The sequence below is a fragment of the Arthrobacter sp. ok362 genome (genome assembly GCF_900102785.1).
GTDB lineage: Bacteria > Actinomycetota > Actinomycetes > Actinomycetales > Micrococcaceae > Arthrobacter.
On sequence record NZ_FNGC01000001.1, the window covers coordinates 381,093 to 404,106 of the forward strand.

The window sequence follows — 23,014 nt, forward strand, 5'->3', positions numbered from 1 at the left end:
GGGAGTCCATGTGACCTCGGTCAGCCTGGGAATGCCGTCAGCACCGCCCCCCGTTCTTGCCCCGCGCCGGAAGACGCGCCAGATTAAGGTGGGATCCGTGGGCGTCGGCTCCGATTCGCCCATCAGCGTCCAGTCCATGACCACGACGCCGACCACCGACATCAACGCCACTTTGCAGCAGATCGCGGAGCTCACGGCTTCCGGCTGCGACATCGTGCGCGTCGCCTGCCCGTCCGCCGATGACGCCGAGGCGCTGCCGATCATCGCCAAGAAGTCCCAGATCCCGGTGATAGCGGACATCCACTTCCAGCCGAAGTACGTCTTCGCCGCGATTGAGGCCGGCTGCGCCGCCGTGCGCGTGAACCCGGGCAACATCCGCAAGTTCGATGACCAGGTCAAGGAAATCGCCCGGGCCGCAAAGGACCACGGCACCTCGATCCGGATTGGCGTCAACGCCGGCTCCCTGGAGCCCGGCATCATGAAGAAATACGGCAAGGCCACCCCGGAAGCCCTCGTTGAATCCGCCGTCTGGGAAGCCTCACTCTTTGAAGAGCACGGTTTCCACGACTTCAAGATCTCCGTCAAACACAATGACCCGGTCATCATGGTTGCCGCCTACGAGATGCTGGCCGAAAAGGGCGACTGGCCCTTGCACCTCGGCGTCACCGAAGCCGGACCGGCATTCCAGGGCACCATCAAGTCCGCGACGGCGTTTGGCGCCCTGCTCTCCCGCGGGATTGGCGACACCATCCGCGTCTCCCTCTCGGCCCCGCCGGTCGAGGAAATCAAGGTGGGCAACCAGATCCTGCAGTCGCTCAACCTGCGCCCCCGCAAGCTGGAAATCGTTTCCTGCCCGTCCTGCGGCCGCGCCCAGGTGGACGTCTACACGCTTGCCGAGCAGGTCACGGCGGGCCTGGAAGGCATGGAGGTCCCGCTGCGCGTGGCGGTAATGGGCTGCGTGGTGAATGGTCCGGGGGAGGCCCGCGAGGCCGATCTCGGCGTTGCCTCGGGTAACGGCAAGGGCCAGATTTTTGTCAGGGGCGAGGTCATCAAAACTGTCCCGGAGGATCAGATTGTTGAGACACTGATCGAAGAAGCAATGCGTATCGCCGAAGAGATGGGGGGCGCCGATGGCGAAGATGCTGTCAAGGGTAGCCCCGTGGTTAACGTCTCGTAGGGACGACGCCGCTTCCGGCGTCGTTGTCCGGGCACTCGGTGGTGCCGACACCGGACAACTGCTGGCATTGGCGCACCGGGACGCCGTCGCCAATGTCTTCATCCTCTCGCACCTGGAGGCGGCCGGCACGGCGTCTCCCACGGCCGGGGGCGCCAGCATTCTTGGCGTGTTCGACGGCGGCACCCTCCTCGGCGCCTGCTGGGCCGGCGCCAACCTGGTGCCGATCGAGCTGGCCCCCGACCTCGCGGGCCTGGTTGCAATGGCCGCGCACCGCTCCGGGCGCCGCTACGCCTCGATCTTTGGCCCCGCCGAAACTGTCCTGGCCATCCACTCGGCCCTGGAGCAGCTCGGCCAGGTGGCCCATGAAGTCCGCGACCACCAGCCCCTGCTGACGATCTCGGGCCCGCCCGCCGTCCGGCCCGAGCCCGCACTCGGCTTTGGCCAGCTGGCTGACTTCGACAAGATCCTGCCCGCGTGCGCCGCCATGTTCGAGGAAGAAGTGGGGTACTCGCCCTACCTTGGCGGCAGGGAGTATTACAGCCGCCGCGTCCGGAGCCTCGTCCGCCAGGGCCATTCGCTCGTGCACCTGAACGGGGACGGCCAAGTGGTCTTCAAGGCCGAACTCGGCGCCGTCACGCAGGAAGTGACCCAGGTCCAGGGCGTCTGGATGAATCCCGAGTTCCGCGGGCTGGGACTGAGTGCGGGCTACATGGCCGCCGTCGTCGTCCTCGCGCAGACCCTCGCGCCGGTCACCAGCCTCTACGTCAACGGCTTCAACGCAAAGGCCCGCGCCACCTACGACCGGGTGGGCTTCCGCCAGGTGGGCACGTTCGCTACGGTGCTCTTCTAGCGGCAGTGCGGGCCGGGACGTCATCCGCTGGGCACCCGCAACGGACTTGTGCGGTCACGTTGTAATTATCCGGTTGAGACTATTGCTTCCCGGCCTCATGTCACATAGGTTCTAGCTAGCCGTGTCGCACAGGCGCGCATTTTTCCCACCGCATTTTCCGGGGAAGACAACGCCTGGAGGGGACACCAAGTAGCTCGCAGCCTGAGATCTGGGGGATGCTGGGGCCACGGGAGCCACGCCATGACGGGATGACCAGCCGGAAACGGCCAGGGGCTTCCATCAGTTATGGCGTGGCTCTTCCATGTGCTGGCCTCTGCCGCAGCAGGAGCGCAGTAGGGCCTCAGCAGGGGCGCCGCGGCAAAGGGGTGCGCTCCGGACGGTAGATTAGTACCTAGATGCTTTTCCCGGTTTTGCCCGCACTTTCCCCAGAAACGGATATCCCACCTGTGGTCCTTCGACTCTCCAAGCTGTTCCTGCGCACCCTGCGCGAAGATCCCGCCGACGCCGAGGTAGCCAGCCACCGGCTCCTGGTCCGGGCCGGCTACATCCGGCGGGCCGCGCCGGGCATCTACACGTGGCTGCCGCTGGGGCTGAGTGTGCTGCGGAAGGTGGAGCAGGTCATCCGCGAGGAAATGACCGCCATCGGAGCCCAGGAAGTCCACTTCCCGGCGCTGCTGCCCAAGGAACCCTACGAGGCCACGAACCGCTGGACCGAATACGGCGAGGGCATCTTCCGGCTCAAGGACCGCAAGGGCAACGACTACCTGCTGGCCCCCACGCATGAGGAAATGTTCACCCTGCTGGTCAAGGACCTGTACTCCTCGTACAAGGACCTGCCGCTGAGCCTCTACCAGATCCAGAACAAGTACCGCGATGAGGCACGTCCCCGGGCAGGCCTGCTGCGCGGCCGCGAATTCATCATGAAGGATTCCTACTCCTTCGACGTCGACGACGCCGGCCTGGACGCCAGCTACGCCGCCCACCGCGGCGCATACCTGAAGATCTTCGAGCGCCTCGGCCTCGACGTGATTCCGGTTGCTGCCACCGCCGGTGCCATGGGCGGCTCCAAGAGCGAGGAATTCCTGCACCCCACCGAGATCGGCGAGGACACCTTCGTGCGCTCGGCCGGCGGCTACGCGGCCAACGTCGAGGCCGTCACCACCGTGGTCCCGGCGGACATCGACTTCAGCAACGCCCCGGCCGCCGAAGTCCGGGACACCCCGGACACGCCCACCATCGAAACGCTCGTCGACGCCGCCAACGTCCTCGTTCCGCGCGCAGAGGCCGACGGCCGCGCCTGGACCGCCGCCGACACGCTCAAGAACGTCGTCCTCGCCGTGACGCTGCCGACCGGAGAGCGCCAACTCGTCGTCATCGGTGTCCCCGGCGACCGCGGCGTTGACCTCAAGCGCGTCGAAGCGAACATCGGGTCCTTCCTGCCGATCGCCGGCGAGATCACGCTCGAAGCCGCCAACGAGGACGACCTCAAGAAGCAGCCCCTGATCGTGAAGGGCTACCTCGGCCCCGGCATGTCCCTGGACGCGCCGCTGCTGGGCACCGAGGGTGCCGCAAAGATGCTCTACCTCGTGGATCCCCGCGTCGTCAGCGGCTCCGCCTGGGTCACCGGCGCCAACGAGGCCGGCAAGCACGTCTTCGGCCTCGTCGCCGGACGCGACTTCGGCTGGGACGGCGTCATCGAGTGCACCGAGGTGCGCGCCGGCGACGAGGCTCCCGACGGTTCCGGTCCGCTCGAAACCGCCCGCGGCATCGAAATGGGCCACATCTTCCAGCTGGGCCGTAAATACGCTGCGGCCCTGGACCTCAAGGTCCTGGACCAGAACGGCAAGCAGGTCGTGGTGACCATGGGTTCCTACGGCGTCGGCGTCACCCGCGCCGTTGCAGCCCTGGCCGAGTCCAACCACGACGACAAGGGCCTGGTCTGGCCGCGCGCCGTCGCCCCGGCCGACGTCCACGTTGTGGCCGTGGGCCGCGGGGAGGAAATCTTCGCCGCCGCCGAAAAACTGTCCCTGGAGCTCGAGGCTGCCGGCCTCGACGTCATCTATGACGACCGCCCCAAGGTTTCCCCCGGCGTGAAGTTCGGCGACGCCGAACTCGTCGGCGTCCCCACCATCCTCGCCGTCGGGCGCGGACTCGTGGACGGCGTCGTGGAGATCAAGGACCGCCGCAGCGGCAATGCCGAGAACGTAGCCGTTGACAAGGCTGTTGACTACGTGGTCAACGCCGCGCGCAACAGCTGATGCTGCGCAGTTCTAGGTAGTGGTCTCCGGACTCGAGTCGATCCAGCTCGGAACTGTCATCCTGATCGTTGTGGCCGGCCTGGCGGCGGGCTGGGTCGACGCCGTCGTCGGAGGCGGCGGGCTCATCCAGCTCCCGGCGATGCTCCTGGTGCCGGGCATCAGCCCGGTCCAGGCGCTGGCGACCAACAAGATGGGCTCCATCTTCGGCACCACCACGAGTGCGGTCACGTATTACGGCCGTGTCCGGCCCGATCTGCGCACCGCCGTGCCCATGGCGGCGATCGCGATGGCGGCCAGTTTCGGCGGTGCGGTGCTGGCCGCCAACCTGCCGGCGAGCGTGTTCAAGCCGATCATCGTGGTGGCGCTGATCGCCGTCGCGCTTTTCACCGCGTTCCAGCCCGGCGTCGGTGAGCTGACCAAGCTGCGCCACGAGGGGCACCGGCACTACGTGGTGGCCTGCGTGATCGGCGGCGTGATCGGCTTCTATGACGGCATGATCGGTCCCGGCACGGGCTCGTTCCTGATCATCGCCCTCGTCTCGGCCATGGGCTACGCCTTCCTGGAAGCCAGCGCCAAGGCCAAGATCGTGAACATGGCCACCAACGCCGGTGCCCTGCTGTTCTTCGTGCCGCACGGTGCCGTGCTGTGGGGGCTCGGGCTGCTGCTGGGCCTGGCGAACATGGCCGGCGGCTACCTCGGTGCCTGCACTGCGGTCCGGCAGGGGAGCAGGTTCGTCCGGATCGTGTTCCTGGTGGTCGTAGGCGCGCTGATCATCAAGCTCGGCTCCGACGTCTGGCAGGATAGCCTGCCCTAAACCCCCTAGGCCCGTGGCTCCCGCAAGGGGCTCCCGGTCCGCTGGCCCCGGGCGTAGCATGCAGCTATGTCAGCAGGTGAGGAACGCTACCGGGATGCCCTCGAGGCCGCGGCCGCTCATGCACGCCGGTGGCTCGAGAGCCAGGGAACACGCCATATCGGGCCACAGGCCACGGCGGCCGAGCTCGCGGCCGACTTCGGCGGCCCGCTGCCCCAAGAGGGGATGCCGGCCGCGGAAGTGGTGGACTATCTCGCGGCCAAGGCCGAACCCGGGCTGATGGCCATGCCGTCCGGGCGGTTCTTCGGCTGGGTCATCGGCGGCACGCTGCCGGCCGCCCTGGCGGCCGACTGGCTGCTCAGCGCCTGGGACCAGAATGCGGGGCTGCGCTTCGCCACGCCCGCCACAGCCGCGATCGAGGAAGCCGCCGGCAAATGGATCCTTGAGCTGCTGGGCCTTCCCGAGGAGTCCGACGTCGGCTTTGCCACCGGCGCCACCATGGCCAACTTCACCGGACTCGCCGCCGCCCGCTGGCGGCTCATGGCCGATGCCGGCTGGGACCTCGACGGTGACGGTCTGGCCGGTGCGCCCCGGATCCGCTGCTTCGTGGGCCAGGAACGTCACGACACCATCGACCTCGGCCTGCGCTATCTGGGCCTCGGGCGTCCCACTGTTGTGCCCTCCGACCATCAGGGGCGCATCATCCCGGCCGAGCTGGACTGTGCCCTGGACCTTGCGCTCAGCGCGGGGGAGGACCGGCCAGCGGTCCCGGCCCTGGTGTGCCTGCAGGCCGGCAACCTGCATTCGGGCGCCTTCGACCCCTTCACCGAGGCCATCGCCGTCGCGAAGGCGCATGGCGCCTGGGTGCACGTGGACGGGGCGTTCGGACTCTGGGCAGCTGCCGTGCCCGAGCTGTCCGCCCTGACCGCGGGGCTCGGGCTGGCCGATTCGTGGGGGACGGATGCGCACAAGACCCTCAACGTCCCCTACGACTGCGGGATCGCGATTGTGCGCGACGCCCAGGCCCTGCGATCGGCGATGGGGCTGCACACCAGCTACCTGATCCAGGCCGCGGACGGTGCCGGGGACCCGTTCGAGAGCGTGCCTGAGCTCTCCCGCCGCGCGCGCGGCGTCCCGGTGTGGGCTGCGCTGAAATCCCTGGGCCGCGACGGCGTGGCCGGCCAGGTGCGCACGCTCGTGCAGCGGGCCGCGCAGTTGGCCCAACAGCTCGCGGCACTGGACGGCGTAGAGGTGCTCAACGACGTCGACTACACCCAGGTGTCCCTGGCGTTCGGGGACGACGCCGTGACGCGCGCCGTGACGGAGAAGATCATCGGTGACGGCCGGGTCTGGATGTCCGGTTCACGCTGGCAGGACCGCGATATCCTGCGGATCTCGGTGAGCAACTGGAGCACGGACGACGCCGACGTCAGGGTCGCCGTCGACGCCGTCCGCGACGCACTGGCGGCCGTGCGGGGCTAGCCTCCGGCCATCCCGGTTGCTTCCCCCGGCGCCGGGAGCTCCTGCGGTGCGGGCAGGCCGGGAAGGGTCCGGCCCGCAAGCGTGCTCGCCACCCACAGCGAACGGGCCAGATCGCCGTCGTGGTGACGCTGCGAGGCATACCAGAGGGCGTTCTCCACCTCGCGGACCAGGCTCCACTGCCGGGCGGTCTCGGCGTCCAGACCGGCGGCCGCACTGAAATCCCCGCAGCGTGCGAGCAGCGCCCGCCCGGGATCTTGCTGTGGCAACTCGCGGAGCCTGTTCCACAGCACCGGGGCCACGGCAAATTCGGCCTCGCCGATCATGGGCTGGGGATCAATCGCGGCGTACGCTTCCAGCGCCGCCGGTGCTTCCTGCCGGGTGCCCGGTCCCGGTACGCCGGGCCGCGCGAGGATGTTCAGGTAGTGCAGGTCCGCGTGGACCAGAACGTCCTTGCCTGACCGCCTGCCGACGGCGCCGCGGGTCTGGCAGACTTCAAGGGCCGCCTCGAGCAGCCACCGGGGAAACGGCCGCGCCAGTTGCTCCCACGTCGCGGGGAGTTCATCGCTCCACTGCTCGGCCCGGGCCGCCACGTGGTCGATATCCCGCCACTGTGGCCGGTCATCGGGGACCACGCTGAGCTGGCGGACCACGCCGCCCCAGACCGTCACTGCCGTTTCCAACGGGACATCCAGAAGGGAGCGGCAGGCGTCCAGGCGCTCCAGGAGCAGGGCGCAGGATCCGGCGTCGGCGGCCAGCAGCCGGACGGCGCCATGACCTCCCCACAAGGCGAGGGCGTGGTGTTCGCGGGTGGCCTCCTCATGCGGGAAAGCCACCTTCAGCACGGCTGCGCCGCCGGTGGCGGGCCCGATGCCGCCGGATCCGTCCCCGTCCCGGCGCTGGACGGGGATGACGACGCCGCCGTGACCGTTCCACGGAAGGGCGCCCGGCTCCAGGTCCGGCAGAAGCTCCCACTGATCGAGGAATCGTCCGATCAGGCCAGGAAGTGACGCCAGCCAGGCACGTCCGTCAGGCGTGCGGGAGTAGCGGCGGGAGAGATCCGGCGGAATGGGGACTTCTGGGATGGTGCTCACGGGACCTATCGTAGGCGCCGGAGTGCATGCTGACGGCTTGGCACGTGCCAGGTCGGGCGCTGCGGCCTTTAGACGATGCCGCTCGCGCCGAGCGCGTTGCCGATCGCGAACGTGGCCACCAGCGCCACGGCGCCGCCAATCACCACACGGATGGCTGCCTTGAGCTTTGAGCCGCCGCCAATCCACGCGCCCACGGCGCCGGTGGCCGCCAACGCCACGAGCACGGCCACGAAGGTCAGGGGGATCCTGACGCTTTCCGGCGGCAGCAGGATGGCCAGCATGGGCAGGACCGCGCCGGTGAGGAACGCGATGGCGGAGGCGAACGCAGCGTGCCACGGACTTACGATGTCCGCCTCGTCAATGTTGAGTTCGGCCGATAGGTGGGCGCCGAGGGCATCGTGCGCCGTGAGCTCCCTGGCTACCGTCCGTGCCGTCTCGGAGCTGAGGCCCTTGCCCTGGTAGATCGCCGCGAGTTCCTCGAGCTCTTCCTCCGGCTGTTCCGCCAGTTCCCGGCGCTCCTTCTCGATCAAGGCGTGCTGGCTGTCCTTCTGGCTGCTGACGGAGACGTATTCACCGAGTGCCATCGAGATGGCACCGCCCACGACACCTGCGGCACCTGCGAGCAGGATCGGCCCGGTGTCCGTCGTGGCGCCGGCGACGCCGACGACGATCGCGGCAACCGAAACGATGCCGTCATTGGCCCCCAGGACGCCCGCGCGGAGCCAATTGAGGCGGTGCGCGATGTCGTTGTGGTGGGGCTCGTTCTCATGAAAGGTTGCGGCGCCGGTCATGTCCATCTCTACAGCAAACCACCCGGGCCGGTGCCTTGCCAGTATTCCAAGGCTCACCAAAATTAGCCGAGGCTGTTTAGCGGGTCCGAACGGGGGCACATTGGCCGCGACACGCCGTCGTACAGGGCGAATGCGCCGGTTTAGGACCGCAAAGTAGCCCCGGATCGCACGGACGGCGCTGACAGGAACCCCTACTCCGCCGGGACGAAGCCTCAGCCTGCCGGCTGCGACGGCTGCGACGGCAGCGTGGCGGGGTCCAGGCCCGGCAGGGCGCCGGGATCCGCGCCCCACAGCACAGCCCGCTCCCCGGCACAGAGCAGGCCCGCGATGGCCCACTGCCGGGTCTCACCTTCGCTCAGCGCCACGAGGTCGCCATACGCGGGCAGCGCGGCGGCCTCCAGGCGGCCGAGGCCGGCCGCGGGGGAGGCCACGAAGGACCGACCCAGCGAGTAGCCCGCCTCCCGCGGCGGAACAGCGGCGCAGTGCAGCCGGCTCAGCGATTCTGCGCCGCTGAGGAGCGCGTCATGGCGGGCCAGTTCCTTGGCCGCGGATTTCGCCGCGTCGCCGCCCAGCCTGGGCAGCGCCACCTGGTAGCCGTAGATGGCCTGGGCTTCGGTCCGGACCACCGCTGCCACGGCACCGCCGAGGCTGGATGCTGCCGCGGACTGCCCGGTTGTGGGCACTCCGGCATCGGACTGCCCGGCTGCGGGCTCCCCGGCATCGGATTGCGACGTCGGGGACGGGGACGGGCACGTACCGGACAGCTGCGGGGAGGCCACGTCGGCAGGCGGCGCCGCCGTACCGGTGCCGGCGGCAAGGGCGGACGCCTGCAGCAGCTGCGCGGTGCCGACGGCAGCCAACAGCCGTGCCATGCCGCCGTCGGCCACGGCAGCGTCCGCGAGGCGCTGGTTACCGCTGTTCGCGAGAGCCGCCACCAGCCCGGCAGCCGTCGAAGGCAGGGGTGCGGTGGACGGTGCGGCGGAGGGTGCGGCAGACGCTCCGGCACTGGGCGCTCCGGAAACGGACGGAGCCGGTGTGGCGGGGGAGGCTGCCGGAGCTTGGGGCGTTGCCCGGCCGGAGTCCGCAGCCGCTGCGCTGACTGCGGGGCTTTCTCCGGGTGCCAACAGCGCCTGGGCCTGGGTTGTCAGCAACGTCACAGTCCGCTCGATGGCGGCATTCCCGGCACCGGCCGAAGGGCCGTCCGCGCCGCCCGCCGAGCCGTCTTTTGAACCGTCTTGCTTCGCGGTGCCAAGCCGGCTGCCGGCGTCTTTCAGCCGCACGGTTTCGGCCAGTGCGGCGGCGCGGGCCTGTTCGGAAAAGGGCGGCTGCGCAGGAACCGGTGGCCGGGCCGGCATCAGGACCACCCCCAGGCTCACCACCACCAGGGCGAGGCACACCAGAAGCACGTAGCGGGGAAGCGACCGGGGAAAGTGATCCTGCCATTGCTTTTCCCTGGAGTCGTCGTTCACAACAGACCATGTTGTCATGCCGGCCCGGAACACGTGCACCACGCCGCCCGGAAAATCGCTAGGCTAGTACACACAACATTATCTAGCGGGAGGCGGCCGGCATCATGACGAACGCAGAAGCCACGACTTCAACAGACCGGACCGGGACGGGGAAGGCTGAAGCCGCACCCGTTCAAAATGTCGAGGCCGAGCGCCTGCACGCACTCCTGGAACCCGCTGTGCTGGCGAACCGGCTGTACCTGGAGGACGTGTCTATCCATGTCGCCGGCGCCAACCGGGTGGTCCACGTAGTGGTGGACCTGCCGCAGGAGGAGACCGGGGGCGTCGGGCTCGATGTCATCGCGGAGATCTCCAAGACCCTCTCGGACACCCTGGACAACGACCCCAGCATGGACGCGCGCCCCTATGAGCTTGAGGTCTCCTCACCCGGCGTCGGACGTCCACTGACGGAAGAACGGCACTGGCACCGCGCCCGCGGACGGATGGTCAACGTGAACGTGATCCAAGGTGACAACGTCACCGGCAGGGTCCAGTCCGTCGATGATGGGGGCGTCACCCTCGTCCCGGAAATTGCCGTCAAGAAGGGCATGAAACCCAAGCAGGGTGAGCCCGTCAAGCTTCCTTTCGACAGGATCCGCAGCGGAAAAGTCGAGATAGAGTTCAGCCACCTCGAAGAGGCCGGTCTGGAAAAAGAACACAATGGACCTTCTGAGGAGGCCTAATGGATATTGACATGAGCGCGCTGAGACTCCTGGAGCGTGAGCGTGAAATCCCGCTGGATCTCCTGATTCCGACGATCGAGCAGGCACTGCTGGTGGCCTACCACAAGACCCCCGGCGCCTTCGAAAAGGCCCGGGCCGAGCTCGACCGCAAGAGCGGCCACGTGACCATCTGGGCCACCGAGATCGACGACGACGGCGCCCCGATCGGCGAATTCGAGGACACCCCCGCGGGCTTCGGACGCATCGCGGCGAGCACCGCACGGCAGATCATCCTGCAGCGCCTCCGGGACGCTGAGGACGACAACGTGCTGGGCCAGTTCAAGGGCCGTGAAGGTGAGCTTGTGGCCGGCACCATCCAGCAGGGCAACAACCCGCACATGATCCAGGTGAACCTGGGCACGGTGGAGGCGCTGCTGCCGCCGCCCGAGCAGGTCCCCGGCGAGAAGTACATCCACGGCAACCGGCTGCGCGCCTTCGTGATCGACGTCCACCGCGGCACCAAGGGCCCGTCCATCACGCTGTCCCGCTCCCACCCCGGGCTCGTCCGGAAGCTCTTCGAACTCGAAGTTCCCGAGATCGCGGACCGTTCGGTCGAAATCGTGGCGCTTGCCCGCGAGGCCGGCCACCGCACTAAGATCGCGGTCAAGGCAAACACCCCCGGCGTGAACGCCAAAGGTGCCTGCATCGGCGAAATGGGTTCGCGTGTCCGGGCGGTCATGACGGAACTGAACGACGAAAAGATCGACATCGTTGACTACAACGACGATCCGGCGACCTTTATCGCGAGCGCCCTCTCGCCGTCGCGCGTGAATTCGGTCACGATCACTGACGAGGCGACCCGTTCCGCGCGGGTGGTCGTTCCCGACTACCAGCTCTCCCTGGCCATCGGCAAGGAGGGCCAGAACGCCCGTCTCGCCGCCAAGCTCACGGGATGGCGAATCGACATCGTCTCCGACGCCGCCGTCAACACCGGTAAATAGCTCGGAGTGCGCGAGCGCACGGACACAGGCACCGGGCCGCCGTCGCGGCTCGGTGCGCGTGCGCTCTCTCCCGGGTCAGCCGTGATTTCCAAGCTGACCGGCACGCCTGGGTTCGGGACCCGGGCGCCGGAGGGGCTAGAATAGACATGACCGCGCCTAACGGCCGGTATCCGTGTGTCTTTGGCGCGTCTGGGTTTTTCTCAGATTCCCGGGACGCGGTGATTCACCAAGCAGTTGTACTGGCAGGAAGATACTCGAACGTGGCACATGTGCAACACCTCGGGGATCAGCCGCAGCGCACTTGTATCGGATGCCGACAAAAAGGGTCGCGGTCGGAGTTACTCCGGCTCGTCGCCGGCGCCGGTGGTTCGTCCGCCGTCGTGGTGGATGAACGACGCCGGATGGCTGGCCGGGGAGCATGGCTGCACCCCAGCGAAAAGTGCCTGGCACTGGCGGTCAAACGTCGAGCGTTCGGCCGCGCCCTCAAGGGCGCAGCCGGTACAGCCGATGTTGAACGCCGGATCACTGCCGGCACGGAAGCCGTGGGCACCCCGGTGGCCGCAGCAACAACCGTCCAACCTGAAAGCGGGTCAGAAAACTGATGGAAACCCGATGAGTTCCCAGCGATGAGTGCGCAACGATGACAACTTTGTTGCGCTCTGCAATGGGCCTTTCAGCTGCATTCGCGGCGGAGGCCCGCAGTAAGAAGTAGACGGTTCGTGCCTGGCTCGGTGCGGACCGAGACAGGAGAAATGTGGCCAAGGTCCGCGTACATGAGCTTGCTAAAGAGCTCGGTATTACTTCCAAAGATGCAGTAACCAAACTGCAGGAATTGGGCGAATTCGTTCGCTCCGCCTCGTCAACTATCGAGGCTCCCGTTGTGCGGAAACTGCGCAACGCCTTCCCCGACGCCCCCGCAGCTTCGAAGTCCGAAGCTCCGGCGTCCGCCCCCCAGGCATCTGCCAGCCCGGCAGCGACCCGTCCGGCGCCTGCGCCTGGCCCCGCTGCGCCCAAGGCTGCGGAACCCAAGGCTGAAGCTCCGGCTCCGGCCGCTGCGGCACCTGCCGCCGCGCCCGCCGCTCCGGCTGCCCCCGCCGCCCAGGCTCCGGCAGCCCCCGCTGCCCAGGCCCCGGCTGCTCCCTCGACGGGCGTCAAGCCCGGCGCGCGTCCGGCACCCAAGGCTGAAACCCCGGCTGCTCCGGCACGCCAGGGCGGTTCCGCACCGCGTCCGGGCGGTCCCCGTCCCGGCAACAACCCCTTCGCCACGTCCCAGGGCATGCCCCGCGGCCGCGGCGGCGACAACGATCGTCCCTCGCGTCCGGGCAACAACCCGTTCGCTCCTTCCCAAGGCATGCCCCGTCCGGGCGGAAGCCGCACCGAGGGTGAACGCCCCGGTGGTCCGCGCCCCGCAGCAGGCGCAGGCGGCCCCCGTCCGGGTGGTCCCCGTCCGGCAGCAGGCGCAGGCGGCCCCCGCCCCGGCGCCCCGCGTCCGGCCGGCGCTCCCGGCGCTGGTCGTCCGGCAGGAGCCGGCGGTAACCGCCCGACTCCGGGCATGATGCCTAACCGCACCGAACGTCCCGCACCCGCTGGTGCCGGCCGTCCCGGCGGCGGAGGCCGTGGTCCGGGCCGTCCGGGTGGCGCTCCAGGTACTGGTGCTCCCGGTGCCGGTGGCGGCGCTCCGGCCGGTGGTGGCTTTGGTAAGGGCGGTCGCGGTCGCGGCGGCACCCAGGGCGCCTTCGGTAAGGGCGGCGCAGGCCGTGGCAAGCAGCGCAAGTCGAAGCGTGCCAAGCGTCAGGAACTGGAGCAGATGAGTGCTCCGTCGCTGGGTGGCGTGAGCGTACCCCGCGGCGACGGCAACACCGTAGTCCGGCTTCGCCGTGGCTCGTCCATCACGGACTTTGCCGACAAGATCGAGGCGAACCCCGCCGCATTGGTGACGGTCCTCTTCCACCTCGGCGAAATGGCCACGGCCACGCAGTCGCTGGATGAAGAGACCTTCGCACTGCTCGGCGAGGAGCTTGGCTACAAGCTTCAGGTTGTGTCCCCGGAGGACGAGGAGCGCGAGCTGCTCTCCACCTTCGACATCGACTTCGACGCCGAGCTGGAGGCCGAAGGCGATGAAGACCTGGAGGCACGTCCTCCGGTTGTCACCGTCATGGGTCACGTTGACCACGGTAAGACCCGACTGCTGGATGCCATCCGCAAGTCCGACGTTATGGCGGGCGAGCACGGCGGCATCACGCAGCACATCGGTGCCTACCAGGTCACCCACACCCACGAAGACATCGATCGCAAGATCACCTTCATCGATACTCCGGGCCACGAGGCGTTCACCGCCATGCGTGCCCGTGGTGCGAAGGTCACCGACATCGCCATCCTGGTGGTCGCAGCGGACGACGGCGTTATGCCGCAGACCGTTGAAGCCCTCAACCACGCCCAGGCGGCCAACGTGCCGATCGTCGTGGCTGTGAACAAGATCGACAAGGAAGGCGCCAACCCGGACAAGGTCCGCGGCCAGCTGACCGAGTACGGCCTGGTTCCGGAAGAATACGGTGGCGACACCATGTTCGTGGAGGTCTCGGCCCGCCAGAACCTCAACATCGACGAGCTCCTCGGCGCCGTCCTGCTCACCGCAGACGCTGCCCTGGACATGCGCGCCAACCCGAACAAGGACGCCCGCGGTATCGCGATTGAAGCCAACCTGGACAAGGGCCGCGGTTCCGTGGCCACCGTCCTGGTTCAGTCCGGTACCCTGCACGTCGGCGACACCATCGTGGCAGGCACGGCCCACGGCCGCGTCCGTGCGATGTTCGACGACGACGGCAGCGCCCTGACCGAGGCCGGCCCGTCCCGCCCCGTGCAGGTGCTGGGTCTGTCCAACGTCCCGCGCGCCGGTGACACCTTCTTCGTGACCGCTGACGAGCGCACCGCCCGCCAGATCGCCGAGAAGCGTGAAGCTGCTGACCGCAACGCCGCCCTGGCCAAGCGCCGCAAGCGCATCAGCCTGGAAGACTTCGACCAGGCCGTCGCCGATGGCAAGATCGACACCCTCAACCTCATCCTCAAGGGTGACGTGTCCGGTGCCGTGGAAGCCCTCGAAGACGCGCTGCTCAAGATCGACGTCGGCGAGGGTGTCCAGCTCCGCGTCATCCACCGCGGTGTCGGTGCGATCACGCAGAACGACGTCAACCTGGCAACGGTCGACAGCGCCGTCATCATCGGCTTCAACGTCAAGCCCGCCGAGCGTGTTGCCGAACTGGCAGACCGCGAAGGCGTGGACATGCGCTTCTACTCCGTCATCTACGCAGCAATCGATGACATTGAGGCAGCCCTCAAGGGCATGCTCAAGCCGGAGTACGAAGAGGTCCAGCTTGGCACCGCCGAGGTCCGCGAAGTGTTCCGTTCCTCCAAGTTCGGCAACATTGCAGGCTCGATCGTCCGCTCGGGTGTTATCCGACGCAACGCCAAGGCCCGCATCAGCCGCGACGGCAAGATCATCGGTGACAACCTCACCGTTGAGACGCTCAAGCGCTTCAAGGATGACGCCACCGAGGTCCGCACGGACTTCGAGTGTGGTATCGGTCTTGGCTCGTTCAACGACATCACCGAAGGCGACATCATCGAGACCTTCGAGATGCGCGAAAAGCCGCGCGTCTAGGGTGTCTTAGCGTTACAGGTGCGGGGCCGCTGGATTCTTTCGGCGGCCCCGCGCTTCGCGATTGAGGGGGCCCCGCCCCTTCGACGGACGGCCAACGATCTTCGATCGTGGCCGTCCGTCTCCGGCATGCCCGATGCCACTCCCGGGCCCCCTCAACCGCTACGCGCTATGGTGATAATGTCACCAGGCGCTCCCAAAGTTTCTAGAATTCAGGAGGATGTCATGGCTGATCCCGCACGGGCTGCCAAGTTGGCGCAGCGGATTAAAGTGGTCGTTGCCGAGGCGCTGGGCCGGAGGGTGAAGGATCCCCGTCTGGAGGGCGTCACCGTGACCGACTCGCGGGTGACCAACGACCTGCAGCACGCAACTGTTTACTACACCGTTTTCGGTGACGAAGTTGCCCAGGCCGATGCCGCCAAGGGGCTCGAGAAGGCCAAGGGTGTGCTGCGGCAGGAAGTCGGCCGGAACATCACCGTGCGGCTGACTCCGACGCTCGAGTTTGTGGCTGACCAGATCCCCGTCAATGCCTCGAACCTTGAGGAACTGCTCCGCGCTGCAAAGAAGCGCGACGCCGAGGTGGCCGCGCTGGCCGAAAGTGCCACGCACGCCGGTGACGCCGATCCTTACAAGAGTGACGCGCCGCAGGACGTGGAGCTGGATGAGGACGACTTCGACGAAGAGGACCTGGACCTCATCGACAACGAAGCGATCGATGAGGACCGCAACAAGTAAGTGTGCCTTCCACAGCAGGGGCCGGAACCGGAAACGGATCCGGCCCCTGCTGTTTCCGTATCCGCGTCTGTAGCTGTATCTGTTTTTGTTTCTGTCGGCGGCGGCGGCGGGGCGGGCGGGGGACCTTCGACTCTTGGCCCGTTCATGGTCAGGGGAGTCCCATGGAACCATGACTGCAGCTATGCGCAAAGGCGTCGGAGTGCCGTGGAATCCCGCCTGACCAAATGCCCGCACTGCGGGAAGACCAACCGGATTCCCGCGGCCGCTGCCGGGCACCCGCGCTGTGGCAATTGCGGCCAGGACCTTCCCTGGATCGTGTCGGCGTCAGATGCCGACTTCCCGGTTGTGGCGGAGCAGTCTTCGGTACCGGTTCTCGTCGATTTCTGGGCGGCCTGGTGCGGGCCCTGCCGAATGGTCAGCCCGGTGCTGGACAAGTTGGCGCAGGAGCGGGCCGGGAAGTTCAAGCTCGTGAAGGTCGACGTCGACACCTCTCCGGGGTTGTCCCGGCGGTTCGATATCCAGGCCATCCCAACATTGCTTGTCATCAAGAAGGGGGCAGTGGCGGCCCGCCAGGCTGGCGCGCCGCCGGCCGCGGCCCTCCGCAGTTGGCTCGATGAGGCCCTGGCGGCGAGTCCGAGGTGACCACCGGGTTCAGAAGTCCCGTGCACCAACAGCGGCGGCTACGGGAGTTGAAACCTTCGCGATGTTCGTTGCCGGGACCCACCGGTAGACGGAGGTACAGGGATGCCGAGGTTTTTGGCGACTTCCTTGGGCGGTGTGCCTTGGCTGAGGAGCTTTCGTGCGGAGCGGATTTTGGAGTCCGTCATGACGCGTTTGCGGCAGCCGACCCTGCCTTGTTCCCGCGCCGCCCGCAGGCCGGGCTGGGTACGTTCGACATGAGCTCCCGCTCCATCTGGGCAGCGACACCATCACGTTGAAGATGAAGCGCCCGGAGGCCGTCGTGGCGTTGATCGCGTCGGTCAGGCTGATAAAACCAATGCCGCTGTTGTTAAACCGGCCGGCGAAGTCCAGCAGGTCTTTCACGCTCCGCCCGAGACGGTCCAGCTTCCATGAGACGAGGGTGTCGCCGTTGCGTAGTTGGTCCAGTGCCTGGGCGAGTCCGGGGCGCGTGGCTTCGGTTCCGCTGATGGTGTCCTCATAGACGCGGTCGCATCCTGCAGCCCGAAGCGCATCGCGCTGGAGGTCAGGGTTCGGGTCCCGTGTGGAGACTCTGGCGTATCCGATGCGGCGAGTAGTCATGTGGGCGGTTCTCTCTTCTCAAAGCTCGATTCAGCCTCGTGGTCCGACCGGTAACAGCAAAAGGAGGTACCCGGACTCGGTCATGGCGGTCACCTTAATAGACCTCGGTATGGATCGCGACGATAGCGGCCGGGCAAATTTTTGAAAGCAGTCCCTCCTGAAGCAGTTGGACTCAGGCTGTGCATGAACGACCGTTCGTGAGACGACCGCCGGTGCTGATAGCAATGTGGATCTGATCGCTCTTTGGCGGTATTTCTTGATCGCTTTATGGCGCTAGTGCGGAGGACGAGGCTGGTGCGCCGCGCTGGAACCCGGTAGACCGTGCAGCGGGCGACGCCGAAGAGTTCCGCGATCTCGGTCGTGGTCTGCGCGCCATCCCGGTGGAGGGCGACCAGGTGGGCTTCCTGTGCTTTGGAGAGTTTCGGCTGTTTCCCCCGGAGCCGGCCCCTGGCCTTCGCCACCGCCATTCCCTCGTGGGTCCTGGCGCGAATCAGGTCAGCTTCGAACTCGGCCAGCATCCCGAGGACGTTGAACAGGGGCTTGCCCACTGGATCGTGAGGATCGTAGATGCTGTCACCAGGATTCAACGCGACACGTTTGCGGGCGAGTTAGTCGGCGACGTCTCTGGCGTCCGGCAGAGAACGGGCTAGCCGATCAAGCTTGCTCACTACGAGAGTGTCCCCGCTCCGGCAAGCGGTCAGGGCCTTGCCCAGTCTAGGGCGTTCACGCTTGGTGCCGGTGAATCCGTGGTCGACGTAGACGGCGTCAGGGTCCACGCCGGCGGCCGTGAGAGCTGTGGGCTGGGCGGTCAGGTCTTGGGTGTTGGTGGAGACACAGGCGTATCCGATGAGCCCCCGAGTGTAGCGTATAGGGCACCTTCACCGGGCAGTTTTGCGGGCGGGTCTTATGGGAATCAGTCAAGGCCGGAATGGCGGGCTTTTGGAAGAGGGCATTAGGTGGCGCTCTGGCGGCCGGTGGAGGACCGGCTTACGGGCGGCTTTCCGGATTCCTCGCTGTTGCTCCGACACAGCCCGAAGGATTGACCCGAGGGCTTGCGCGGCAAGCACCGGACCTTAGGGTGTAGTGATGACGGCGCGTTTAAAGGAAGCCCAAAGTATTTCCACTTTGCTCGCCGGGCTCGATGATGCCGGTGTGCAAATGCTTCTCGATGCTGCTGAGCCGGTAGGCGTTGGTATCGGGGGAACAACCAAGAAAGTCCGCATCGGTGAACGGACTGTCTTCCTGAAACAGGGGACTGCCCCGGATTTCGTTGACTCTCGGGGTTGAGTGTTGTTAGGCGGCTTTGAGGCCGGTATTGATTGTCTCAAACTCGACTGGCGTTAGTCGCCCGAGGCGCCGTTGGCGGCGTTTCCGGTGGTAGGTTTTCTCGATCCAGGTCACGATTGCCAGGCGAAGATCGGCGCGGGTGGACCAGCGCTGGCGGTCCAGTACGTTCTTCTGCAGGAGTGAGAAGAACGATTCCATGGCGGCGTTGTCGGCGCACGCGCCGACCCCGCCCCATCGATCCTTTCAGCCCGTTGCCCTTCAGCGTCCGCACGAACGCGTTGGAGCGGAATTGCGAACCGCGGTCACTATGGATCACGGTTCCTGCCGGCTCCCTGAGTGCTATCGCGTTGTGCAGGGCCGAGACGGCCAGGGACGCTTTCATCCGGGAATCGATGGAGTAACCCACGATCCGGTTGGAATAGACGTCCTTGATCGCGCACAGGTAGAGCTTGCCCTCATCGGTCCGGTGCTCGGTGATGTCCGTGAGCCACAGCTCATCAGGCGCCGTCGCGGTGAAATCCCGCCGGACGTGGTCATCATGCACGGGCGGGCCGGCCTTGCGGGTCAGGCCGCGTTTCTTGGCGAACACAGACCAGATCCGCTGGCTGCTGCACAGCCGCGCCACCCGGTTCTCCCCGGCGCTGAAACCCTGGTCTTCGAGCTCGTCGGCGATGAACCGGTATCCGAACGCAGGATCGTCCCGGTGGACGTCCAAGGCGGCGTTGATCAGATGCGCATCAGACCAGTCACGCTCGGTGACCGGCGCTGTCCTCCATGCGTAAAACGCCTGTTTAGAGAACCCCAGCACCCGGCAGGCCACCGCGACGGGAAACCCGTCCGCGGCAAGGTCAAGGACCAGCGGGAAGCTCATTTTGGGGGCAGCTCCCGGGCGAAAAAGGCCGCTGCCCGGCGAAGAATCTCATTCTCCTGCTCCAGCAGCCGGATCCGCTTCCTGGCATCCCTGAGCTCCGCGGCTTCCTTCTCCGTCACACCCGAACGGGTGCCGTCCTCGATGTCGGCTTTCTTCAGCCAGTTGTGCAGGGTTGCTTCGGAAATCCCGACGTCCTTGGCGATCTGTGAAATCGGCGCTTCGTGCTTCCGGGCCACGGCGACCACGTCACGGCGGAACTCAGCGGGGAAAGGCTTGGGCATGTAAACATCCTTGCTGCAAGGAACGAATCCTCACAAGTCAGGAGTCAAGCAAACCCGGGGCAGTCCCCAGCTCCCACTGACGAGCGTCGAAGAAGCTGACCCGACCGCCACCACAAGCCGGCTTCAGCTTCCCTTCGTCTCCCACTACGGCATAGGAAGCCCTACCCACGCGGTCGGGCGAGAACTGGCAGCACATCAAGCAACCTCCACATGGGTTCAAGCAGGAACCGTGGATTTCTTCCCGCTGCTGCTCAACTGGCGAGTGTTGGACGTGAAGAGTGAGGCAGACCTCAGCGAGTTCGACGGCGATGCTTCTCCCCGCCAGTGGGGGCCACATTGGCCTCAAATGCAGAGCAAACTTGCCGCGATGAGGTCCGCATCTAAAAGCATGGTGTTCTTCCTTGAGTACGTGCCCGAGACGCTGGGCGCCTGGGTGCGCAGGTGTGTAGATGAGGGCACTGGGGCGACCGTCTTCCCTGACGTGGTCGACCAACTTCTTGAAGCCACAGCATGGATGAACAGCCAGGGATTCCAGCACTTTGACGTGCACCCGGGAAACATCCTCGTTCGAGAGGGCAGACTACTCTTCACGGACTTCGGCCTGGCACTTCACCGCGAATTTGACCTCACTGCGGAGGAAAATGCATCGATGCCCGATCATGACGGCTTCGACCGTGATACTGCCCTGATGCACCTGTTCCACTGGACGCTATTCGAACTCGGCTATACCTCCGGTCTACAGCGGCTGGAGTTGTTGCGTGCCGCCGCCGCTGACCCAGCCACACCAGCGCTGGACCCAGTGCGTGCGGCACTCGGCGACGGTGCTGATCTGATTGCGCAGCATGCGAGTGTCGCTGTCTACATAACCGAGATGTTCGGCGTACTCATGGAGGATGCGTTCGCCACGCAATATCGACACCCCTAGACCTTGGAGCCCAAGACGGTCAGTCGTCCCAGTGAGCGATCCTCTACGGGACGGTCTATGGTGCGGGTCCAGAGTGTGCACTTCTAATAGTCAATAATGAACGATAATCCCTTGCCCCGCGGCGAGACCCCCGGCGATATCGATTCAAGAAGGTAGTTTCTGATGGTTGATCGGTTCCAGGTAGTCCCCGCCAGCAAAGTCATCTTTCGACGCGGGGAGCTCGTTTTGCTTCAATTGCGCCAGGGCACCGGGTATATGGATGGATACTGGGCTACTGCTGCGGCAGGCCATGTTGAACCTGACGAGTCTGCTGCCCAAGCGGCAGTACGCGAGGCGCATGAGGAGCTCGGCGTGTCCATTGAGCCCGACCAGTTAGTCCCGTTAACCACGATGCACCGGTCGCAAGGAAACGGCCAGGCCATTGATGAACGGGTCGATTTCTTCTTCACATGCACAACTTGGGAAGGGGAACCTCAGATGATGGAACGTGGCAAGGTAGCCGATCTTGCATGGTTCCACCTTGATGACCTGCCTTCTGCCCTAGTTCCTCACGAGCGATACGTCATCGAACGTCTACGGATTGGTCTGGCGCCCATTATCGCCTTTGGCTTTGCCACGGCGTGAGCCAAGCAGGCCCACCAACTGATGCCCGATGTCATCGTGGGTGCCGGTTCGAGCGATTCGTAAAGCTACGCGTCCCAAGGCATGGGGCTTCGGGCCGCACACCCGGGTTGTCCTTTGCCTGGCCAATCCCGTCCGAACGAGCGGTTGCAAGGACACCGCTCGGGAGTGTTTGGATTTCTCAGTACTCGGAAACGCGCCGGCTTTATCGTTGCGCTGTAGTCCAGCGTTGCCCCCGTTAGCACTGCCCGCGCAGCATCGCTGACAAATAATTCCGCTCCAATGCATCCGTATCTAGCATCCGATTTACTGCCCACTTCTTGAGTGAATACGTACGTACTACGGCAACAGCCCCCAGCCTGGATATCGACCCGAGCGTGACCTCCCATCAACTCAAGCTGACGGATAGCCGCCGCGGTTACGACAAAGGGAGGGAGGAGGGTCTCAGTCATGGCGGTCACTATAATGGACCCCGGTATAGATCGCGACGGTACCCGCCGGACAAATCGTTGAAAACAGTCCTCTTGGAGGACGTGGACTCGGGCCTTCTGTAAACGACCATTCACGGGACTACACGGAGGCTGATCGCAACGTGGACTGTAGCCACGAGTGTTCCCCCCGACCGCCCGTAAGACGGTCCTTCAAAGGAACATTCCAGGGCGCGAGCCGGGTTGCCGCCCACGACGCGGCCGCGGGGATCGCTGCAGAGCTGCACGAAAGTCAATATCTGCGGGCCAGCCGCTGCTGTCGCTACTAGGCTGGGCTGGCACGTCGCTACAGTTGAGCGGACGTGATGGCCCGGACATTGCCTTGGGGGATGCAGAAGATGACTTTCACGCTCGAAGATACCCGCGAGGGCGTAGACCTGGTGGTGACCGGTGATTGGTCGCGGGACGCCCGGGAATGTCTGATGGACGGTCGCGCCGATGGGCTTGTCCTCAATTACGCAAAAGGCTTCCACGAGAGGGACCTCCAGTTTGTGCGCGGGCTTCCCATCCGGCGTCTCCACCTTCTCGCACGAACAATGAAGGACTTGGCGCCGGTATATTCGCTAGCTGATCGCCTCGTGTCGCTTAGCGTCGATTCCGATCCCAGTGCCGTGATCGAGCTTGAACGGCTGCCTCTACTGAAGAGCGTGTCGGCGGACTGGCAGCAGGTCCAGGGATCGATTCGGTTTGCCTCGCATTTGGAACGGGTCGTTCTCGGCTACTACTCGGAGCCGGACTTCCGATCGTTGATGTCAATGTCATCCCTTTCGAGCATTGTGTTGACGGACTACCCACGGCTTCAGTCTCTCGACGGGATCGAAGACCTCCCTTGGCTCGCGGAGCTCGGCGTCAACCTCTCGAAGAACCTGGAGGACATCACGGCGCTGGAGCGGTCCGCATCCCCCGTACTGGAGACCCTGGCACTCTCTTCGTGCCGGAAAGTTGTGGACCTCGTCCCCGTTGCCTCGTGCCCGTCGCTGCGAATCTTCGAGTTCAGCGAATGCGGGGACGTCCCGACCCTAGCCCCGCTTGCCGGTCTCTCCCGCCTGGAGCAGCTGGTCCTGTACGGGTCGACGAGGGTGGTCGACGGCGACCTTCGCCCGATTGCCCAGCTGCCGCGCCTTGAAGAACTCCGGATGAAAAGCCGGCGAAGCTATTCGCCGTCCGTCAAAGAGATCCAGGAAGTGATCGCGCACCGCGGAGTACCGAGCGAGTAGGTCAGCCAACCGCGAAAAGGTTAGTCTCAGGCCAGTTAGATAA

Annotated in this window: 18 protein-coding genes and 3 pseudogenes; 15 read left to right on the forward strand and 6 right to left on the reverse strand. The window is 65.9% G+C overall.

Translation table 11 applies throughout. From position 1 onward, the window contains the following. The first annotated feature begins 10 nt into the window (after nucleotides 1–10). From ispG to BLQ10_RS01690, 5 genes are all read left to right on the forward strand, one after another. Nucleotides 11–1,177: a flavodoxin-dependent (E)-4-hydroxy-3-methylbut-2-enyl-diphosphate synthase gene (ispG, locus tag BLQ10_RS01670; protein ID WP_091557543.1), complete on the forward strand. Its 1,167-nt coding sequence runs from the start codon at nucleotides 11–13 to the stop codon at nucleotides 1,175–1,177. Then, entirely contained in the window at nucleotides 1,140–2,027 is an 888-nt protein-coding gene (locus BLQ10_RS01675; protein WP_091557948.1) for a GNAT family N-acetyltransferase, read from the forward strand. Before ispG ends, BLQ10_RS01675 begins: the two co-directional genes overlap by 38 nt. A 446-nt stretch (nucleotides 2,028–2,473) precedes the next feature. Next, complete coding sequence (locus BLQ10_RS01680; RefSeq protein WP_091557545.1) at nucleotides 2,474–4,285, forward strand: proline--tRNA ligase; 1,812 nt, start codon at nucleotides 2,474–2,476, stop codon at nucleotides 4,283–4,285. Between the two features lie 19 nt (nucleotides 4,286–4,304). After that, on the forward strand, nucleotides 4,305–5,099 hold the full coding sequence (locus tag BLQ10_RS01685; RefSeq protein WP_091557547.1) for a sulfite exporter TauE/SafE family protein: 795 nt from the start codon (nucleotides 4,305–4,307) through the stop codon (nucleotides 5,097–5,099). Nucleotides 5,100–5,165: 66 nt separating this feature from the next. Beyond that, nucleotides 5,166–6,578 (forward strand): pyridoxal phosphate-dependent decarboxylase family protein, encoded by a 1,413-nt coding sequence (locus BLQ10_RS01690; RefSeq protein WP_091557549.1) that lies wholly within the window; start codon nucleotides 5,166–5,168, stop codon nucleotides 6,576–6,578. Here BLQ10_RS01690 and BLQ10_RS01695 read toward each other — a convergent pair. The 3 genes from BLQ10_RS01695 to BLQ10_RS01705 all read right to left on the reverse strand — a co-directional run bounded on the left by BLQ10_RS01695 (nucleotide 6,575) and on the right by BLQ10_RS01705 (nucleotide 9,947). Further along, a complete protein-coding gene (locus tag BLQ10_RS01695; RefSeq protein WP_091557551.1) occupies nucleotides 6,575–7,669 on the reverse strand; it encodes an aminoglycoside phosphotransferase family protein in 1,095 nt (364 codons plus the stop codon). The two genes, BLQ10_RS01690 and BLQ10_RS01695, sit on opposite strands and share 4 nt — an antisense overlap. Before the next feature lie 68 nt (nucleotides 7,670–7,737). Further along, entirely contained in the window at nucleotides 7,738–8,466 is a 729-nt protein-coding gene (locus BLQ10_RS01700; protein ID WP_091557553.1) for a VIT1/CCC1 transporter family protein, read from the reverse strand. Between the two features lie 206 nt (nucleotides 8,467–8,672). After that, nucleotides 8,673–9,947 carry a DUF4439 domain-containing protein gene (locus BLQ10_RS01705; protein ID WP_139164158.1) on the reverse strand — a complete coding sequence of 425 codons (1,275 nt, stop codon included), beginning with the start codon at nucleotides 9,945–9,947 and terminating at the stop codon, nucleotides 8,673–8,675. 86 nt (nucleotides 9,948–10,033) lie between these two features. On the opposite strand from BLQ10_RS01705, the gene rimP reads away from it, so the two are divergent. The 6 genes from rimP to trxA all read left to right on the forward strand — a co-directional run bounded on the left by rimP (nucleotide 10,034) and on the right by trxA (nucleotide 16,663). Beyond that, nucleotides 10,034–10,651 (forward strand): ribosome maturation factor RimP, encoded by a 618-nt coding sequence (gene rimP / locus BLQ10_RS01710; protein WP_091557558.1) that lies wholly within the window; start codon nucleotides 10,034–10,036, stop codon nucleotides 10,649–10,651. Next, the gene (gene nusA / locus BLQ10_RS01715) at nucleotides 10,651–11,631 is read left to right on the forward strand and encodes a transcription termination factor NusA (RefSeq protein WP_018774503.1); all 981 of its coding nucleotides are present in this window, start codon (nucleotides 10,651–10,653) and stop codon (nucleotides 11,629–11,631) included. The genes rimP and nusA overlap by 1 nt, the downstream gene beginning before the upstream one ends. 146 nt (nucleotides 11,632–11,777) lie before the next feature. Then, nucleotides 11,778–12,233, forward strand: coding sequence for a YlxR family protein (locus tag BLQ10_RS01720; RefSeq protein ID WP_091557559.1), 456 nt, complete (start codon nucleotides 11,778–11,780; stop codon nucleotides 12,231–12,233). Nucleotides 12,234–12,385: 152 nt separating this feature from the next. Continuing rightward, nucleotides 12,386–15,289: a translation initiation factor IF-2 gene (gene infB / locus BLQ10_RS01725; protein ID WP_091557562.1), complete on the forward strand. Its 2,904-nt coding sequence runs from the start codon at nucleotides 12,386–12,388 to the stop codon at nucleotides 15,287–15,289. 222 nt (nucleotides 15,290–15,511) lie between these two features. After that, nucleotides 15,512–16,021 carry a 30S ribosome-binding factor RbfA gene (gene rbfA / locus BLQ10_RS01730; protein ID WP_091557565.1) on the forward strand — a complete coding sequence of 170 codons (510 nt, stop codon included), beginning with the start codon at nucleotides 15,512–15,514 and terminating at the stop codon, nucleotides 16,019–16,021. Nucleotides 16,022–16,225: 204 nt separating this feature from the next. After that, nucleotides 16,226–16,663, forward strand: a complete 438-nt coding sequence (trxA, locus tag BLQ10_RS01735; RefSeq protein WP_091557568.1) for a thioredoxin — start codon at nucleotides 16,226–16,228, stop codon at nucleotides 16,661–16,663. Between the two features lie 9 nt (nucleotides 16,664–16,672). Here trxA and BLQ10_RS01740 read toward each other — a convergent pair. Together BLQ10_RS01740 and BLQ10_RS01745 are read right to left on the reverse strand one after the other, a co-directional pair. After that, a pseudogene (locus BLQ10_RS01740) lies at nucleotides 16,673–17,281 on the reverse strand (recombinase family protein). A 311-nt stretch (nucleotides 17,282–17,592) separates the two neighbouring features. Beyond that, nucleotides 17,593–18,150: pseudogene (locus BLQ10_RS01745) on the reverse strand (recombinase family protein); the annotation flags it as partial. A 217-nt stretch (nucleotides 18,151–18,367) separates the two neighbouring features. On the opposite strand from BLQ10_RS01745, the gene BLQ10_RS21930 reads away from it, so the two are divergent. Then, nucleotides 18,368–18,568 carry a hypothetical protein gene (locus BLQ10_RS21930; protein ID WP_139164159.1) on the forward strand — a complete coding sequence of 67 codons (201 nt, stop codon included), beginning with the start codon at nucleotides 18,368–18,370 and terminating at the stop codon, nucleotides 18,566–18,568. A 6-nt stretch (nucleotides 18,569–18,574) separates the two neighbouring features. On the opposite strand, the pseudogene BLQ10_RS01750 reads toward BLQ10_RS21930, so the two are convergent. Continuing rightward, nucleotides 18,575–19,720, reverse strand: a pseudogene (locus tag BLQ10_RS01750) (IS3 family transposase). Between the two features lie 229 nt (nucleotides 19,721–19,949). Between BLQ10_RS01750 and BLQ10_RS01755 the strand changes: the two are divergent. The 3 genes from BLQ10_RS01755 to BLQ10_RS01765 all read left to right on the forward strand — a co-directional run bounded on the left by BLQ10_RS01755 (nucleotide 19,950) and on the right by BLQ10_RS01765 (nucleotide 22,971). Next, nucleotides 19,950–20,645 carry a protein kinase family protein gene (locus BLQ10_RS01755; RefSeq protein WP_091557570.1) on the forward strand — a complete coding sequence of 232 codons (696 nt, stop codon included), beginning with the start codon at nucleotides 19,950–19,952 and terminating at the stop codon, nucleotides 20,643–20,645. A gap of 162 nt (nucleotides 20,646–20,807) precedes the next feature. Next, the gene (locus BLQ10_RS01760) at nucleotides 20,808–21,269 is read left to right on the forward strand and encodes an NUDIX hydrolase (protein ID WP_091557572.1); all 462 of its coding nucleotides are present in this window, start codon (nucleotides 20,808–20,810) and stop codon (nucleotides 21,267–21,269) included. 823 nt (nucleotides 21,270–22,092) lie between these two features. Continuing rightward, nucleotides 22,093–22,971, forward strand: a complete 879-nt coding sequence (locus BLQ10_RS01765; RefSeq protein WP_175558434.1) for a leucine-rich repeat domain-containing protein — start codon at nucleotides 22,093–22,095, stop codon at nucleotides 22,969–22,971. Nucleotides 22,972–23,014 lie beyond the last annotated feature (43 nt).